This window comes from Algoriphagus sp. PAP.12 (assembly GCF_026652115.1).
Lineage (GTDB): Bacteria > Bacteroidota > Bacteroidia > Cytophagales > Cyclobacteriaceae > Algoriphagus.
Genome location: NZ_JAPPSQ010000016.1, coordinates 12,286 through 28,158, shown reverse-complemented (window position 1 = coordinate 28,158; position 15,873 = coordinate 12,286). Strand labels below are relative to the sequence as shown.

Annotated in this window: 14 protein-coding genes; 11 read left to right on the top strand and 3 right to left on the bottom strand. The window is 39.0% G+C overall.

Going from position 1 to position 15,873, the window contains the following annotated elements; all coding sequences use genetic code 11:
• The first annotated feature begins 192 nt into the window (after positions 1-192).
• Genes O0V13_RS16860 through kdsB form a run of 3 tightly spaced genes read left to right on the top strand, consistent with a single transcriptional unit; the run spans position 193 to position 4,211 of the window.
• The gene (locus O0V13_RS16860) at positions 193-1,014 is read left to right on the top strand and encodes a polysaccharide biosynthesis/export family protein (protein ID WP_268036147.1); all 822 of its coding nucleotides are present in this window, start codon (positions 193-195) and stop codon (positions 1,012-1,014) included.
• Between the two features lie 5 nt (positions 1,015-1,019).
• Positions 1,020-3,479 carry a GumC family protein gene (locus tag O0V13_RS16855; RefSeq protein ID WP_268036146.1) on the top strand — a complete coding sequence of 820 codons (2,460 nt, stop codon included), beginning with the start codon at positions 1,020-1,022 and terminating at the stop codon, positions 3,477-3,479.
• Positions 3,480-3,488: 9 nt separating this feature from the next.
• Positions 3,489-4,211: a 3-deoxy-manno-octulosonate cytidylyltransferase gene (gene kdsB, locus O0V13_RS16850; RefSeq protein WP_268036145.1), complete on the top strand. Its 723-nt coding sequence runs from the start codon at positions 3,489-3,491 to the stop codon at positions 4,209-4,211.
• Positions 4,212-4,251: 40 nt separating this feature from the next.
• Here kdsB and O0V13_RS16845 read toward each other — a convergent pair whose 3' ends face one another.
• Positions 4,252-6,930 (bottom strand): putative LPS assembly protein LptD, encoded by a 2,679-nt coding sequence (locus O0V13_RS16845; protein WP_268036219.1) that lies wholly within the window; start codon positions 6,928-6,930, stop codon positions 4,252-4,254.
• Positions 6,931-7,039: 109 nt separating this feature from the next.
• On the opposite strand from O0V13_RS16845, the gene O0V13_RS16840 reads away from it, so the two are divergent.
• From O0V13_RS16840 to O0V13_RS16820, 5 genes are all read left to right on the top strand, one after another.
• Positions 7,040-7,843: an N-acetylmuramoyl-L-alanine amidase family protein gene (locus O0V13_RS16840; protein WP_268036144.1), complete on the top strand. Its 804-nt coding sequence runs from the start codon at positions 7,040-7,042 to the stop codon at positions 7,841-7,843.
• Positions 7,844-8,014: 171 nt separating this feature from the next.
• Complete coding sequence (locus O0V13_RS16835) at positions 8,015-9,631, top strand: acyl-CoA carboxylase subunit beta (protein WP_268036143.1); 1,617 nt, start codon at positions 8,015-8,017, stop codon at positions 9,629-9,631.
• Positions 9,632-9,722: 91 nt separating this feature from the next.
• Positions 9,723-10,988 (top strand): sulfite oxidase, encoded by a 1,266-nt coding sequence (locus tag O0V13_RS16830; protein WP_268036142.1) that lies wholly within the window; start codon positions 9,723-9,725, stop codon positions 10,986-10,988.
• 1 nt (position 10,989) lies between these two features.
• Entirely contained in the window at positions 10,990-11,457 is a 468-nt protein-coding gene (locus O0V13_RS16825) for a hypothetical protein (protein ID WP_268036141.1), read from the top strand.
• 77 nt (positions 11,458-11,534) lie between these two features.
• Complete coding sequence (locus O0V13_RS16820) at positions 11,535-12,377, top strand: transglutaminase-like domain-containing protein (RefSeq protein WP_268036140.1); 843 nt, start codon at positions 11,535-11,537, stop codon at positions 12,375-12,377.
• Here O0V13_RS16820 and O0V13_RS16815 read toward each other — a convergent pair.
• The gene (locus tag O0V13_RS16815; protein ID WP_268036139.1) at positions 12,374-12,943 is read right to left on the bottom strand and encodes a redoxin domain-containing protein; all 570 of its coding nucleotides are present in this window, start codon (positions 12,941-12,943) and stop codon (positions 12,374-12,376) included. The genes O0V13_RS16820 and O0V13_RS16815 overlap by 4 nt on opposite strands.
• A gap of 1 nt (position 12,944) precedes the next feature.
• The gene (locus tag O0V13_RS16810; protein ID WP_268036138.1) at positions 12,945-13,574 is read right to left on the bottom strand and encodes a 4'-phosphopantetheinyl transferase family protein; all 630 of its coding nucleotides are present in this window, start codon (positions 13,572-13,574) and stop codon (positions 12,945-12,947) included.
• 35 nt (positions 13,575-13,609) lie between these two features.
• On the opposite strand from O0V13_RS16810, the gene O0V13_RS16805 reads away from it, so the two are divergent.
• From O0V13_RS16805 to folB, 3 genes are read left to right on the top strand one after another with little or no spacing between them, the layout of a single operon-like run.
• Positions 13,610-14,533: a WD40 repeat domain-containing protein gene (locus O0V13_RS16805; protein ID WP_268036137.1), complete on the top strand. Its 924-nt coding sequence runs from the start codon at positions 13,610-13,612 to the stop codon at positions 14,531-14,533.
• A complete protein-coding gene (locus O0V13_RS16800) occupies positions 14,530-15,507 on the top strand; it encodes a DivIVA domain-containing protein (protein ID WP_268036136.1) in 978 nt (325 codons plus the stop codon). Before O0V13_RS16805 ends, O0V13_RS16800 begins: the two co-directional genes overlap by 4 nt.
• Positions 15,507-15,872: a dihydroneopterin aldolase gene (folB, locus tag O0V13_RS16795; protein WP_268036135.1), complete on the top strand. Its 366-nt coding sequence runs from the start codon at positions 15,507-15,509 to the stop codon at positions 15,870-15,872. Before O0V13_RS16800 ends, folB begins: the two co-directional genes overlap by 1 nt.
• Position 15,873: the final 1 nt, after the last annotated feature.

The following is a 15,873-nucleotide window of genomic DNA, read 5'->3' as shown; positions in this document are numbered from 1 at the left end:
TTTTCTTAAAAATTCAATTTATCAGCGAGACTTCCTTTTTTAACAAGCACAATTGAAGGTTTTTTATTGAGTTTCAACCTGATTCAAATGCGAATCTATTGTCGATGTCAGATTGGATTTTAGATTTCTTCAACTAAAAATATCCCTCCTCAACATTTTGTATATATTTGAATTGGTTTTTCCTTTTAATTTATGAGAATTCTCCCCGCATTCTTTTTACTTCTGCTGATGGCTTCAAGCTGTATTAGTAATAAGCGGATTACCTATTTACAAAACTTGACAGATAGTACATCTTACGAACTAAATGAATTTATCCCATTTGCGGAAGTAGACTATGAGTATATTCTTCAGCCATATGATATGGTTGAAATAGATTTTGCTTCATCTGATGAAGAGTTGACAAAGGCATTTTCTTTTCAAAACTCTGGGTCCAATACGAATATGGCAAGGTCAGGTGGTGGTGGTGGACAAGGGTCAGATCCATTGTATTTTAGAGGGTATAAGATAGACCAGAATGGAGAAGTGGAGGTTCCGAAACTGGGTAAGACTAAGATTGCGGGATTGACCGAGGAGGATGCGAAAAATTTGATCCAGAATAAAATCAATGAATTTTTTAAAGAAGAAGTTTATGTTAAGCTGAGAATTGCCGGGATTCGGTATACTACCTTAGGTGAATTTAATAACGTTGGAGTTCAAATTATTTATAAAAATAGAGCTACGGTATTCGATGCTCTTGCCAACTCCGGTGAAACGACGATTTTGGGTAAAAAGAATAAATTATTTGTGGTAAGGCAATATGATGGAGGATCAAAGATCCACCAAATAAATTTGAATGATCGGGCGATCTTGGCTAGCCCCTTTTATTTTATCCAACCAAATGATATCTTGTATATGGAGCCTATGAAAATCCGACAAATTGGAACAGCCGATAATTTGACTGCTTCAATGGCACTTTTTGCAGGTTTGTTGGCCTCAACTTTATTGATAATTAATTTGGTCACTCAAGGGAATTAACCTTTATGGAAAAGTTAGATCTCAGTCAGTTAGATAATGAGGAGAAGGCATTAGAGATTCGTTATGTCGTGGCCAAATATATTCGTTATTGGCCTTGGTATGTATTATTCACGCTGATTTTTCTCATAGCAACTTTTTTGTTTCATCGCTATACAGTAGATGAGTATGAAGTGACTGGTTCAATGGTAATTAAAACCAATACTTCTCCTGAAGCGAGAATTTTAGACCGATCCAATATTTTCAATTCGGGAATTAACCTAGAAAATGATATCCTGAGACTTCGGTCAAAAAATTTGGCGAGGGAGGCATTGAAAAAGGTTCATTTTGATGTTGAATATTTTGCGAAAACTAATATCAAAGCAATTGAGCTTTATGATAGATCTCCAATCAGAATCAAAGTAGATTGGGATCATTTGCAGGTTGCTGATACTCAAGTGGAACTTCAGATCCTTTCTGAGGATAATTTTAAACTAGTACCATTCTCAGAAAGCTTATTGGATATCAATTCTGCGCAGGCAGCAGGGGACGAATCCATTTATGATAAAACATATACTTTCGGAGAAGAAATTGAATCAGCTAGATCAAAATTCACAGTCTACTTAGTAAATCCTGGTAGGGTTGGTGATGAAGTTGTTTTTCAATTGAAAAATCCGTCTGCTTTAGAAGAAAGCTGGGCTAGAGCAGTCAATGTGAATACAGAAAATGAATATAGTTCAGTCCTTCGATTAAGCACTACCACCAAGGTGGTGGAAAAAGGTAGAGATTATATTAATGCCCTGATGGAGTCGTATATTGATTATGACTTAAATGAAAAGAATAAAATCCAGGAGAATACAATAGCATTTATTGAGGAACAATTAGGTTTTTTGGAGGACTCTTTGAAAAACAAAGAGCGTGAGCTACAGGAGTTCAAAGTTGAAAATAAATTATTGGATGTTTCAGCAGAGTTTTCCAACATTCTATCAAAGATGAATGCACTTGATGAACAAAATGCCCAGCTGGATTACCAATTGAAGTATTTTGAAGAGATTCGGGATTATATGGAGCGAAAGAGTAAGGATTTCTCCGATGTAATCGCACCCTCTGTAATTGGAGTTCCGGATCCATTATTAAACGGATTGATTCAAACCTTGGTAGGACTTTCTCAAGAGAGACGAAAACTTCTTGCAACAGTCAATGAAAACCATCCTGAAGTCATCAAAATAGATGTCCAGATGGAGAAAGTTCAAGATGGCTTGTTTGAAAATGTGGTCAACCTTATTGAAAATACAAGAAAACAACAACAGGGAATTCAAAGAGAAATTAGAACTTATGATGCTCAGTTTTCAACATTGCCAGAATCAGAATCTGAATACACCGGGATTTTCAGAGAATTCAAACTAAGAGAATCTCTTTATACTTATCTTTTAGAGAAGCGTGCGGAGGCGGGAATTGCAAGAGCATCAAATGTTTCTGATAATGCCATTTTGGATGCAGCTAAAAGAGGTACTTTGGTATTTCCCAAAAAGCAACAAAACTATGCGCTGGCCATCATTTTGGGACTGTTTTTACCTTTTGGTTTTATTGTAGTCAGAGATATGTTTGACGATAGCATTAAGGACCAAAGGGATCTTAAAAAACATTTCATGATTCCTCAATTGGGTGTGATTGGTTTTTCTCAAAAGGAAACCAACAAAGTTGTTTTAGAACATCCAAAATCTGCTGTGGCAGAATCTTTTAGATCTTTACGATCAGCTATCACATATTTAGCAAGTGGAAAAAACACAAAAAGAATTCTAGTAACCTCTTCGGTTTCTGGAGAGGGTAAAACATTTACTTCCTTGAATTTGGCATCAGCTATGGCTTTGGGATCCAAAAGAACGGTAGTAGTCGGAGGGGATTTAAGAAGACCAAAATTAGCCACTTATTTTGGTGATTCAGAAAAAGTTGGATTGTCAACTTATTTGATCGGAAAAGTTGAAGCACAGGATATTGTAAAGGAGACCGATCAGGAATTTTTATCTTATGTTCCTTCAGGGATAATTCCCCCCAATCCAGCGGAGTTATTACAAACCCAGAGATTGAAAGATTTCTTGCAATACTTAGATGAAAGATTTGATGTAATCATTTTTGATACCCCACCTATGGGATTGGTTTCTGAAACCATCGATTTGATGAGATTGTTTGATATCAATTTATATGTAGTTAGGCAGAATTATACAGTAAAGGACCACTTGGTTATGATCAATGACTTGTTTAATAATAAACAAGTGAAAAATGTCTATGGCGTATTTAATGGAATCATCAATTCTGGATACCATTATGAAGGATATAATTATGGTTATGGAAACACCTATTTGTATTCTCAGAACAATAAATACATGTACAATTATTACGGGGATGATTTGGAGGAGAAGAAAAAGAAAATAAAAAAGAAGGAGACTTCTTATTTGAAAAAAATCAAAAAGCTCTTCCGTACCCGGTAAAAAATACAGATGAAAATAGCAGCCCTTATTCCGGCAAGATTTGCTTCCACTAGATTGCCTGAAAAATTGATTCAGGACCTTCATGGAAAATCCGTTATCCAACGAACCTATCAGAGTACCTTAGAAACGGGACTGTTCGATGAAGTATGGGTAGTCACGGATCATGATCAAATTCAGGCTCAGGTTGATGCAATTGGTGGAAATGTATTCCGGTCCCAAAAGGAACATGAAAGTGGCTCAGATCGAATCGCAGAGGCTCTTTCAAAGGTGGATGCAGATGTAGTCATCAATGTGCAGGGAGATGAACCTTTTCAGGACAAACAATCTCTAGAGGATTTGGTGAAGGTATTTCAGAATTCCTCTATTCGAGTAGCTTCCTTGAAGACAAAGATTTCTGAGGATGAGGCGCACAATCCCAATTTTGTCAAAGTGGTAACGGACAAAAATGGGGATGCCTTATATTTTTCCAGGTCTCCGATTCCTTATAACCGAGATAAAATCAGGGATCTTTTCTATTGGAAGCACATCGGAATTTATGCATACAGAAGAGAAACCCTATTGGAATATACTGGCATGGGTAAAAGTGAGTTGGAGGGGATAGAAATGCTCGAACAGCTAAGAATGCTCGAATCTGGAATAAAAATTCGAATGGTTGAAACTCAGCATCAGCCTATCGCCATAGATACAGCAGAGGACTTAGCGAGGGCTAGGAGATTATTGGATATGGATTAATAGAAAAAAGGAAGCATCGCTTCCCTTTTTTATTTCTCTATTACCGGTCGAAGAAGCTTCTTCTTCTTGATACTTTCAAATCTTGAAGTATGCTTGATTTCACCCGGATATCAATGTTGTAAGACGTAAATCGACCAAAAGGTACCCAATTGACATTCATCTGCCAGCAATGTAAATCTCGGGCAATCCCAATCATGGATTGAGTTATATTTCTTGCTTGCAAATCAATACCTGTATTGAAATTGATCTTCCATTTTTCAGAAAGAGATAAGTCACCCGATAGTTGAATTGCCTGAGTAATATTGGTAGTCCCAGAGGGAGCTTTGCTGTATGCTAAATTGTATCCGAAAGATAAGTTCCAAGGAATATTCCAATCAATGTATTGGCTAGGGTCATTGACAATTTGATTGATTTGACTCTCTACAAAATCATCCATTATACCTCCTTGCTGAAGGAATTGATTTGTCAACTCATCCCTGACTTCATTCGGGTTTTGAGCACTATTACTCGGATTGATAGAGGCATTTAGGTTTAAGGATGCATTTCGAATAGTACCAATTCCCTGGCCATTTTTCCAAGCAAATTCATTGATCCTTCTGATCACTTCCGTTCCCGATGAATTTAGGGAAGGAGCTGTGGCATAGGGATCCAATGTGGTGCTTAAAGCCATAGAGAGCTTCCTCTGGAAAAAGCTCGTTCTAGCAGAAATTCGAATTGGCGCCAACTGGAAAGAGTCTGCCGCCATGTTGTAGGAGGAACTCATATCCAAGTTTTCCAGGATAGGTACCTTTTTAGTGGGGTTATCTCCTGTGCTATCTTTGGCATTTTTTACTTTTGCCTCCAATACAGTCCTCAAACTCATCGTCAAAGATCTAGACTCTCCAGAAGGAGCACCTCCATAGATGAATCCAGAATGTCTACTGTAAAGTCTAGTGTCACCTTCTTCATTGATCTGAACATTCTGATAATAGCCGTAGGACTCACCAGTGAAATCAGGTGTATAACTAAAGCCAAATGATGGCTGAATATGCTGTCTGATGGTTTCAATTTTCCCCTTTTTGAAGTTGAAGAAACCATAGATGTTGGTGTTCATGTTGAATGAACTGGTATAGGTGGAGATTCTATTAAATCCATTCTCTACCACTTGATCCACTCGCTCAGAAACCGGATTATAGAAATATTTCAATTTCTGGAAATACCATTTTTCATCTATGTTGAAGGAGCCAGTACCAGTAAAATATTTGAAAAGGGTAAAGTTGGAACTGATAGGGATTCGGTGCTGAAAACCATTATTCGCATTTTTTAGCAAAAGTGCAAAGTTACTAGGTGTAAATGGAATCAACTCTGAACTGGTTGTTCCTCCTAGCTCTTCATCGATAGGCGAGGTGTTTTGAATTTTATTATTGATGGAATTCTGGAAATCAAATGTCCAAGCAATATTCAATGTTCGTAAAGGCTCAAATCTGGTTAGTTTTTCAAATGGCTTCTGGCGATTCATGCTCACATTCATAGACGGTAATCTCAACCGAACCTCACCTGTTGAAATGGATTGCGAATGCTGTGCCGCAAAAGACATGGAAAAAGGAGTGCCTGAAAATGTCTTGGAATAATTGACACTGGACTGCAAATCCGAAGTGATATTATTCTGGAAATTTTGGTTGACTACTGTGTTGAAATAGCTGGTACTACCCACATTGACTGAGGCTGAAAATCTTCCTGTTCCTCTGGTTTCAGGAGTATGATTCCAAGTAACCCTAAATGTGTTGTAATCAACAGGATTTAATTCTGTCTCTGGAGATTTGAATTTTTGAAAGTCAATATTAAAACCCCCGCTGAACCTATATCTCTTTTTATAGACAGATTGGGATTTGACTCCCCAACCACCTTTTGAATAAATATCACCGGTAATTCTAGCGTGTATGTAGTCGTTTAAGGCGAAATAATATCCGAAATCTCTTAAATAAATACCCCTTACCTTTTCTTGTCCATAACTTGGGAAAATGATTCCCGAAGCTTTTTCTTCAGGTGTATTCGGTATGATTCCAAAGGGTAATCCCAATGGTGTTGGAATTCCATTGAAATATAAATTGAAAGGCCCTGAAACTACCTGCTTTCCTTCTATGGACTTCAGTTTATTGGATGAAATATGCCAATGCGGTTCGGTGAGTTTACAGGTTGTATAATATCCATGATCAAGATAAATACTACCATCCTTGGTCTTTTTGATCGTTTCCCCTCTCAGGATTCCATCTTGCTGTTCTGTCACAACATCCTTAATGATTGCCTTTTGGGTTTTGAAATTGTAGCGCATTTCCTTACGGATTTCATAGACAGCTTCACCGTCCTTGAAAAATGGATTTCCGCTAATCGTTCCAGTACTATCAGTTACACCTGAGGCGTAGATTTCATTATTTTCCCAATCGATTACAATCCGGTCGGCGTCCAATCTCATTTGACCGTATTCAAACCAGGCTTGATTGTAAAGGTATACTTTGTTGGTTTCGAAGTCAGTAACGATACTGTCTTCAGCGTAATAATCAATTTCTGTGGTAATCGGACCAGAAGGCACAATTTTTGTCGAATCTTGTATAGCAAGTGTATCTGCAGTAATGGGAATAGTGTCCAAGTTTGCTACAGGAGGAACTTGGAGCGTGTCAGGAGGTGTCAATCGACGTTCCTGAACTCTACCAGATTGCTGAGCATTAGCCATCAAAGGCATAATCAGCGAAATGAAAATACTTAAAAAAAGGAGTCTACTTCCCTGCACAGCTACTTGCGCTTTATTTATATTGAGTGAAATTTCGCGTAAAGTTAATTTTATTGCCCTCATGGAACGGTCCAAAAACAAAAAAATTCTTCTTTCTCTAATTATCCTAATTCCTTTTGTGTTTGGTGGCTTTATTCCCAACGAAACAATGATGCCTTCTTTTCGAATGAAAAAGATCGTATTGGATGCCGGACACGGTGGGAAAGACCCTGGGAATTTAGGTTCGAGATCAAGAGAGAAGAATATTAATTTAGCTGTGACTCTGTTAGTCGGTAAATATATCGAAGAAAATTTACCAGATGTGGAAGTTATTTACACCAGAAAGGATGATAGCTTCCCAACCTTAGAAAAACGTCCTCAGATTGCCAACGTGAACAAAGCTGATTTGTTTGTGTCAATCCATTCCAACTCAGCTCCTAGTAAGTCTGCATATGGCACTGAAACTTTTGTAATGGGGATGAAGCATTTCGAAGGAAACTTTGATATCGTCAAAAGAGAAAACTCTGTGATGATGCTAGAGGAAGATTACAAAGAAAGATATGAAGGCTTCGATCCATCTTCTCCAGAGTCTTATATCATGTTTAATTTGATGTCCAAAGCCTTTGTAGATAACTCAATTTCTTTGGCTGACAACATTGAAACGCAGTTTAAGGACCGTGTAGGCCGAAAAAGTAGAGGAGTGAAACAAGGTCCCTTTTATGTGTTATGGACCCCATCTATGCCTTCAGTATTGGTGGAGTTAGGTTTCCTTTCTAACACCAATGAAGAGACTTTTTTGATGAGTCAGAAAGGGCAAGAGTATATGGCTTCTGCGATTTTTAGATCAATTCGCGACTATAAAAATGAGATTGAGGGAACGAATTAAACTTTGTTAAATTTAGTTATACCCAATTCAAGGATATGAAATTTTGGCCCAAATGGGCCATTTTTTATTTGATCAAAATCGAAATCTTAGTTTTTCAAGAAGCGTTCTTTATTGGATTTTCTTTGAGCTATTGTAGATTGGGAATAGAATATCATAAACCCAATAGTATCCATGAGTTCAAATTCAGAAAAGATTCAAGACTTATTAATCGATTTAGAGCAAAAGTACAATGCTGTCAAATTGGGAGGTGGCCCCAAAAGAAATAAAAAAGAACACGATAAAGGCAAACTGACAGCTAGAGAAAGGATCGCTTATCTGTTGGATAGTGATTCTGAATTTTTGGAGATAGGGGCATTTGCTGCAGATGGAATGTACGAGGAGGAGGGAGGATGCCCATCTGCCGGAGTGGTTACAGGGATTGGTTTTGTGCAGGGAAGAATGTGTATCGTAGTGGCCAATGATGCGACCGTAAAGGCAGGTGCTTGGTTTCCTATGACAGCGAAGAAAAACTTAAGAGCTCAGGAAATTTCCATGGAGAACAGGCTTCCAATCATTTATCTGGTGGATAGTGCAGGAGTTTTCTTGCCAATGCAAAATGAAATTTTTCCGGATAAGGAGCATTTTGGAAGGCAGTTTCGAAACAATGCGAAAATGTCGGCAATGGGGATTGTTCAAATTGCAGCAATTATGGGTTCATGTGTTGCAGGAGGAGCTTATTTACCCATCATGTCTGATGAAGCTATGATCGTGGATAAAACAGGATCCATCTTTTTGGCAGGATCCTACTTGGTAAAAGCTGCAATCGGGGAAGTTATCGACAATGAAACCTTGGGAGGAGCGACAACTCATTGTGAGATTTCTGGAGTGACAGATAATAAATATGATTCGGATCAAGATTGTCTGGATGCAATCAAGAAGATTTTTGATAAAATCGGAGCCTCTGAAAAGGCGGGATTTGATCGGGTAGGGCCTAAAGACCCAGGGATTTCGAGTGCACAGCTGTTGGAAGCATTTCCTGTCGAAAGAGTCAAACCCTATGATATGCTGGAGGTGTTAGCTGGTATTGTGGATGAGGGTGTTGTGGAAGAATATAAGCCTGACTATGGTAAAACATTGATTTGTGGCTTTGCACGTATTGATGGTTGGGCTGTAGGGATTGTGGCCAACCAACGGAAAGTAGTCAAAACTGCCAAAGGGGAAATGCAAATGGGAGGAGTGATCTATTCTGATTCCGCAGATAAAGCGGCCCGATTCATCATGAATTGCAATCAGAGGAAAATCCCATTGGTCTTTTTCCAGGATGTCAGTGGCTTTATGGTTGGTAGCAAAGCCGAACACGGAGGGATCATCAAAGACGGAGCGAAGATGGTGAATGCAATGGCTAATTCTGTAGTTCCAAAATTTACCATCATTGTTGGGAATTCCTATGGTGCTGGAAATTATGCCATGTGTGGAAAAGCCTATGATCCGAGATTGATTTACTCTTGGCCCACTGCTCAAATGGCGGTAATGTCGGGTGCTTCAGCTGCCCAAACTTTATTGCAAATCAAAGTTTCCTCTTTGAAAAAAGCCGGAAAAGACATCAGTGCTGAGGAAGAAAAGCAGCTTCTGGAAGAGATTACTTCGAAGTATGAAGAAGAACTATCACCCTATTACGCTGCAGCGAGGCTTTGGGTGGACGGAGTGATTAGACCTGAAGAAACAAGGATGGTCATTTCGATGGGGATTCAGGCTGCAAATCATTCTCCGATCACCGAAAAATTCAATGTGGGAGTAATCCAGACCTGATTCAATCTTTGAATGGTAATGATCGGTTCAATCATTCCTATTAATTTCAAACGTTAAATTATTTTTCAATCATCCCCCAAAAAGATCCAGGATGAAAAAACACATTGCCCCAAATTCTTCCCATAAACAAGAGTCAAATGGAAGAAGAAATTTTCTGAAAAAATCTAGCATGGCAGTCATGGCAGCCTCTTTGGGTATTGAAATTGTTCATGCAGCCAAACTCCCAACTAACTATGTTCCTTTAGCTTTTCAGGATTCAGATCCTTTTAAGCTTTTTAATAAGAATAAAGAGCTAATTGTATTAAACAATAAGCCTTGGAACCTAGAAACTCCTCCGCATTTGTTGGATGATAAAATCACTCCAGCAGATAAGATGTTCGTCAGAAACAATGGGTTGATTCCCGAAAATGTTGATGTAAATACTTGGACTTTAACCGTAGATGGGGAGTCAGTCTCCCAATCGAAGACTTATTCTCTGTCAGATTTAAAAAGTAAATTCAAGAATTACACGTATCAACTTACTTTAGAATGTGGAGGAAATGGGAGAAGCGAATTTTTCCCACCCGCAAGTGGTAATCAATGGAAAGTGGGGGCTGTTTCCTGTGCAAATTGGACTGGGATCAGGTTGAAAGATCTTTTGAAAGATGTAGGCCTTAAGCCAGATGCGGTTTATATAGGGTACCATTCGGCTGATTCTCATTTAAGCAATGACCCAAATAAAGAGCCAATTTCTAGGGGAGTTCCGATTGCTAAGGCCCTTCAAGATGAAACTTTAATTGCTTTTGAAATGAACGGGTCACCTATCCCAATTGCACATGGTTTTCCTCTCCGCCTTGTTGCTGGAGGATTTCCTGCTTCAGCATCAGGGAAATGGCTCAATAGAATCTCTGTGAGAAATATAATTCATGATGGAGCAAAGATGGAGGCTCCATCTTACAGGGTTCCTTGTAATCCAGTGGCTCCAGGTACTGAGGTGTCTAATGAGGATATGTGTATCATCGAATCCATGCCAGTCAAATCATTGATTACTTATCCAAAATCTGGAGCAATGATCCCGATGAATAAGAAATTAGAGATTCGAGGACATGCTTGGGCAGGTGAGCTTGAAGTCAAAAAAGTTCAAGTTTCTATTGATTTTGGGGCGACTTGGCAGGATTGCCTGCTAGACCCTCCCGTAAATAGATTGGCTTGGCAGCATTTTAAAACCATTCTGAATTTTCCAAAAGAGGGGTATTACGAGGTCTGGGCCAAAGCAACAGATACAAACGGAACGTCTCAGCCCATGCTTGTGCCTGGTTGGAACCCCAAAGGCTACCTCAATAATGCCTGTCACCGCATAGCAGTAAAAGTAGGCTGATATGGATGATTTATTGAAAGCGTTCAGACTGCTGATGATTGGATTAGCAAGCATTGCAGTCCTTTTATTGATTTTGGTGATAGGGTTGTTTTTTTGGAACCAAAATCCGGAAATTTTCAGTTGGGAGTCAGACTCAGTTGAATTATCTGAATCTGAAGAGTTAGAACCAGAATCAGGGATAACTGAGGAAGGAATTCATTTGGAGTCTGGCCTAGTTGCCGATGATGGTTACCAATTGATCATTGCAAATTGTACCAAATGCCATTCTGCTAATCTGGTGACTCAGAACCGTGGAAATCGTGATTATTGGAAGAGTTTGATTATCTGGATGCAGACCACCCAGGGACTGTGGGAATTAGGGGATAGTGAGGAAAAAATTCTGGATTATTTGTCTAAAAACTACGCTCCTGTCCAAGAAGGAAGGAGAGCTAATCTCAGCGGTGTGCAGTGGTATGAGTTGGAAGATTGATTACCCGGGTTCCTGAAGAATAAAATTGGAAGTTAAATCCATTGAATTTGGGTATATTGAATAAAGATTGATTTTGAATGGCTGAGTTAACAGAAGGTGAATTAAATGCGCTAGTTTCTCTTTTGGATGATACAGATGAAGAAGTGAGAAATCATGTTCGTGATCGAATCAGCTCATTAGGTACAGAAATAATCCCTTTTTTAGAGGAAAAGTGGGAGCATAGTTTTAATCCCGAGATCCAGAAAGAAATAGAGATTCTTGTTCATGACCTTCAATTTTCCCTCCTAAAAACTAGATTGGAAAATTGGAAGAAATCCGAAGATCAGGATCTATTAACAGGACTTTGGATCATCAATACCTACCAATATCCAGACTTAGATTTTGAAAAGCTCAATGCCGAAATGCACCAAATCTATTTTGAGGTTTGGACGGCTTTCAACAATGATTTGGCACCTTACGATCAAATACGGATCATAAACAACGTTCTGTTTAATTCCTTACGGTTTTCTGCCAATACCAAAAACTTTCATTCTCCGGCCAATAGCATGCTTTCAACGGTTTTGGATACAAAAAAGGGAAATCCAATCTCTCTTTGTGCTATTTATATGCTGGTGGCTAAAAAATTAGGATTACCAATCTTTGGGGTTAATCTGCCCAATTTATTTGTCTTGACTTATAAATCGGAGGAAAGTACTTTCTACATCAATGCCTTTAATAAAGGTTTGGTTTTCAGTAGAAAAGATGTGAGTAATTATCTCAATCATTTAAAGATAGAACCCAAAGAGGAATACTTTGAGCCTACAACCCACCTTCAGATTATTTTGAGATCTCTTCGAAATCTGACGAACTCATTTGAAAAACTGGGCGAGGCTGAGAAAGTTGAGGAAATCAAAGAATTGATAGCAATTCTGAGTGATTAGAAACTTTTGACATTACATCCTGTGGCCCTGATTTGAGCAGGACTTGGTTTTTCACCCCTCAAAATCTGATTGATGGCTCTTTCCAAACTTCTTTCCGAAACAGAGTTGGCAGCTTGGGGATTGTTGTCAATGGCACCTTTGTAGACTATTTCTAGTCCGTTTTCGCCTGGAACAAGAATAATTGTTTCAGGGATTTTTGTAATTCCCAATTGCTTGACTAGAGATTGCTCTTCGTCAATTAGATAGCTGGTATTTACACCGGAATCATCTATGAATTTTCTCAATTCCGCTGCTTGATCTTTTGTAACTTCTGGATTTACCAGGGCAAAAACTACCCCTTTGCTTGAGTAATTGTTTTTCAAATCAATGATTCGGTCTTGGTACATGTTGGCAAATGGGCATTTCAGGCTATGAAAAACCAAAACCAGGGCTTTGTCTCGAATTAAAGATTCTACCTGAACACTTTTTCCGGTCACCGCATCAATTCTTTCCAGGGACTGGAATATCTGTGCCTGCGAAATGGAAATAGAAGCAATGAATAGAAATAAAGCGAGTAGGTTTTTCATTTTACCAAATTGTGTAGGTGAGCACTACGTCTCCGAGTAACTGACTCTCGACCTGATAGTGATGATCTGCAAAATCTGTTCCTCGAATTTTTCCTCGTATTATTTTATCCCCAACACAAAATGGCTCTAAAAGAATATTGTCCCTGAAGGAAACACCTCTTTTACCTTGGCATTTAAAAATAGATTCTTTCGCAGACCATGCCATTGTATAATGTAAAGGATCTTGAGAAAGGAAATCCAACTCAGAAGAATCTAAAAACCTAAAGCCTATTCTCAGGATTTTTTCTCTGATCAAATCCATGTCCATGCCTACGGGGTTTTCTCTATGGTAAATGGCACCAGCATAACCCATGGTATGACTCAAGGATACATATCCGTTACCATTCATTGAATGAGATTTGCCATGCTCGTCTTTGAAAAATCCTGGGTAGGGGATGGATAAAGAGTCCAGAGTTTCTTTGATTGCCAATCTTGCCGTAATCCATTCTTGTTTTTTCTCGGGGTGAGAAATATTTGCTAAAGAGAGTTTTTCTCTAAAGCTCAAGAAATCAAGATTCTGCCGGGACTGGTTACTAATTATCTTTATGGCTAAAGCCGATGAAGAGTCAATTTTTTCTATTTTTGTTTGCATGGGCCAAAAGTGCATCCTTAAGCAAATGGCAATATATGGTAAAAATCCAAGTAAATAAATCTCATACGCTCACAGGTCATAATGATTGCATATATGCACTGACCGAAGGATCGGACCCTCGGTTCTTTTATACAGGTGCTGGGGATGGTATGGTAGTAGAATGGGACTTAGATGCTCCCAAAGACGGTAAATTAATCGCAAAATTGCCTCATTCAGTCTATGCACTGGCTGTGGACAGTCTTCGTAATCTATTGATCATCGGTCATAATTTTGAAGGAGTTCATGTCATCGATTTGCATGACAATAAAGAAATTTGGTCTTTGAAAGTGACTGATCAGGCCATATTTGATATTAAAGTTTGGGGAGATCAATTATTCGTTGGGACTGGAGATGGAGTGCTGATTGTGATCGATATTCCTACCCAATCCATCAAGAAACATGTGAAATTATCTTCCAAAAGTATCCGGGTGATGGATATTGCTTTACAGAAAATGCACCTTGCGATTGGACTATCTGATCATTCGATCAAAATTTTGGATTTGAACAATGATTTTCAGCCAATAGCTAATTTGGTTGGACACCGCAATTCAGTTTTTGGGTTGGCCTATTCACCTGATGAAAGCGTTCTCTCCAGTGGCTCCAGAGATGCCCACTTGAAATTCTGGAATACTGAAAATTATGAACTGGAAGAAGATGTGGTGGCGCATATGTATGCCATCAATTATATATCTTTCAAGGAGGATGGAAAATACCTCGTTTCTTGCTCCATGGACAAATCCATCAAGATTTGGGATGTAGAAAACAAAAAATTGCTTAAAGTCATCGACAAAGCGAGAAATGCCGGGCATGGTACCAGCATCAACAAGGTTGTTTGGAGTAGTTATTCACAAGAAGTGATCTCTGTTTCAGACGACCGAACTATTTCAATTTGGAAAATAACCGAACCTCAACATACATGAAATTAACACCTGCAGCTATTCGTTCCCAGTCATTTGAAACCGCTTTTCGTGGTTATGAAAAAAAAGATGTAACCGCTTTTCTGGATGAGGTAAGCCAGGTCGTGGAGGCATTGAATCAGGAAAACCTTGAATTGAAAAGCAAGCTTCAGCAGGTAGGAGATGAGGCAAAAAGGCTCAAAGATGTAGAGGATTCATTGTTTAGAACATTAAAAACTGCTGAAGATACGGGAGCGAGTATCATTGAAGAAGCGAATGAAGCAGCAGATCAGATTATTTCTGAGGCAAACCAGACTGCTGAAAATGCAACTGCCCATGCCGATAAATTGATGGCTGAAGCGAAGCAAAAAGCTGAATCTGAAGCAGCTATTATCATTGGAGCTGCTGAGGCAAAAGCTAAAGACACTATCGTTGAGTTGAGGGAAAGTATGCAAGGATTGGTTAGGTCTTATGAAAGCCTTGTGGAACAAAGAGAAGCTTTGGTGAAAAGTCTGAGGAGGATTTCTCAGGATACCTTGAATCAAATAGATCTCTCAGATGCCCATTTTGCCAGAATCGATGCAAAATCCCATCAGCGGGCCATTGAAGAATTGAGTAGATCACAAAAATTCACCTTTGCAAATTTAGCTGCGTTGGCAGAGGAGGTTGGAGAGGTACCAGCTCCTCAATTGCAAGAAGAATTTGCTCCAGAGCCAGCGGCTGAAGATCCTATGGCAGAGATGGAAGTGATTGAAGAGGATATCGAGCTGGAAGTTCATGATTCCACACCTGATATACAAGAAGAGGTACAGGAGGAAGTTCAAGAGGAAATAATTGCAGAAGAACCTCCTTTCGAAGAGAAACAGGAAGAGGTAGTAGCCGAAGAAGAGAATATCAAACCGGAGGTTCCTGAAACGCCTGCAGCTTCTCATCCTGAGCCTTCTAAAGAAGAAGACCCGAAGAAGCAATCAGGATCCTTTTTTGACCAGTTTGACTAATGGGCAAAGTAGCACTTGAAGGAATTGAGTTTCATGCTTACCATGGAGCTTATCCAGAAGAAAGCATTTTAGGAAATAGGTTTACCTTGGATCTGGAATTGGAAACCGATTTCAAGGATGCCATGATTCATGATGATTTGAATGCGACTGTTGATTACTCAAGATTGTATCAAATCATCAAAGCTCGAATGGACGTCAAAGTCAAACTGTTGGAACATTTGGGGCATATGATTGTTTCTGACATCTTGGAAGTATATCCAGATACCAAACAAATTAGACTTACTCTAAAAAAACACGGGCCGGCCTTAGGTGGTTTGGTGAAATATTCTGCTGTGCAGATCCAGTATCCCGAAGATTATCAATAAA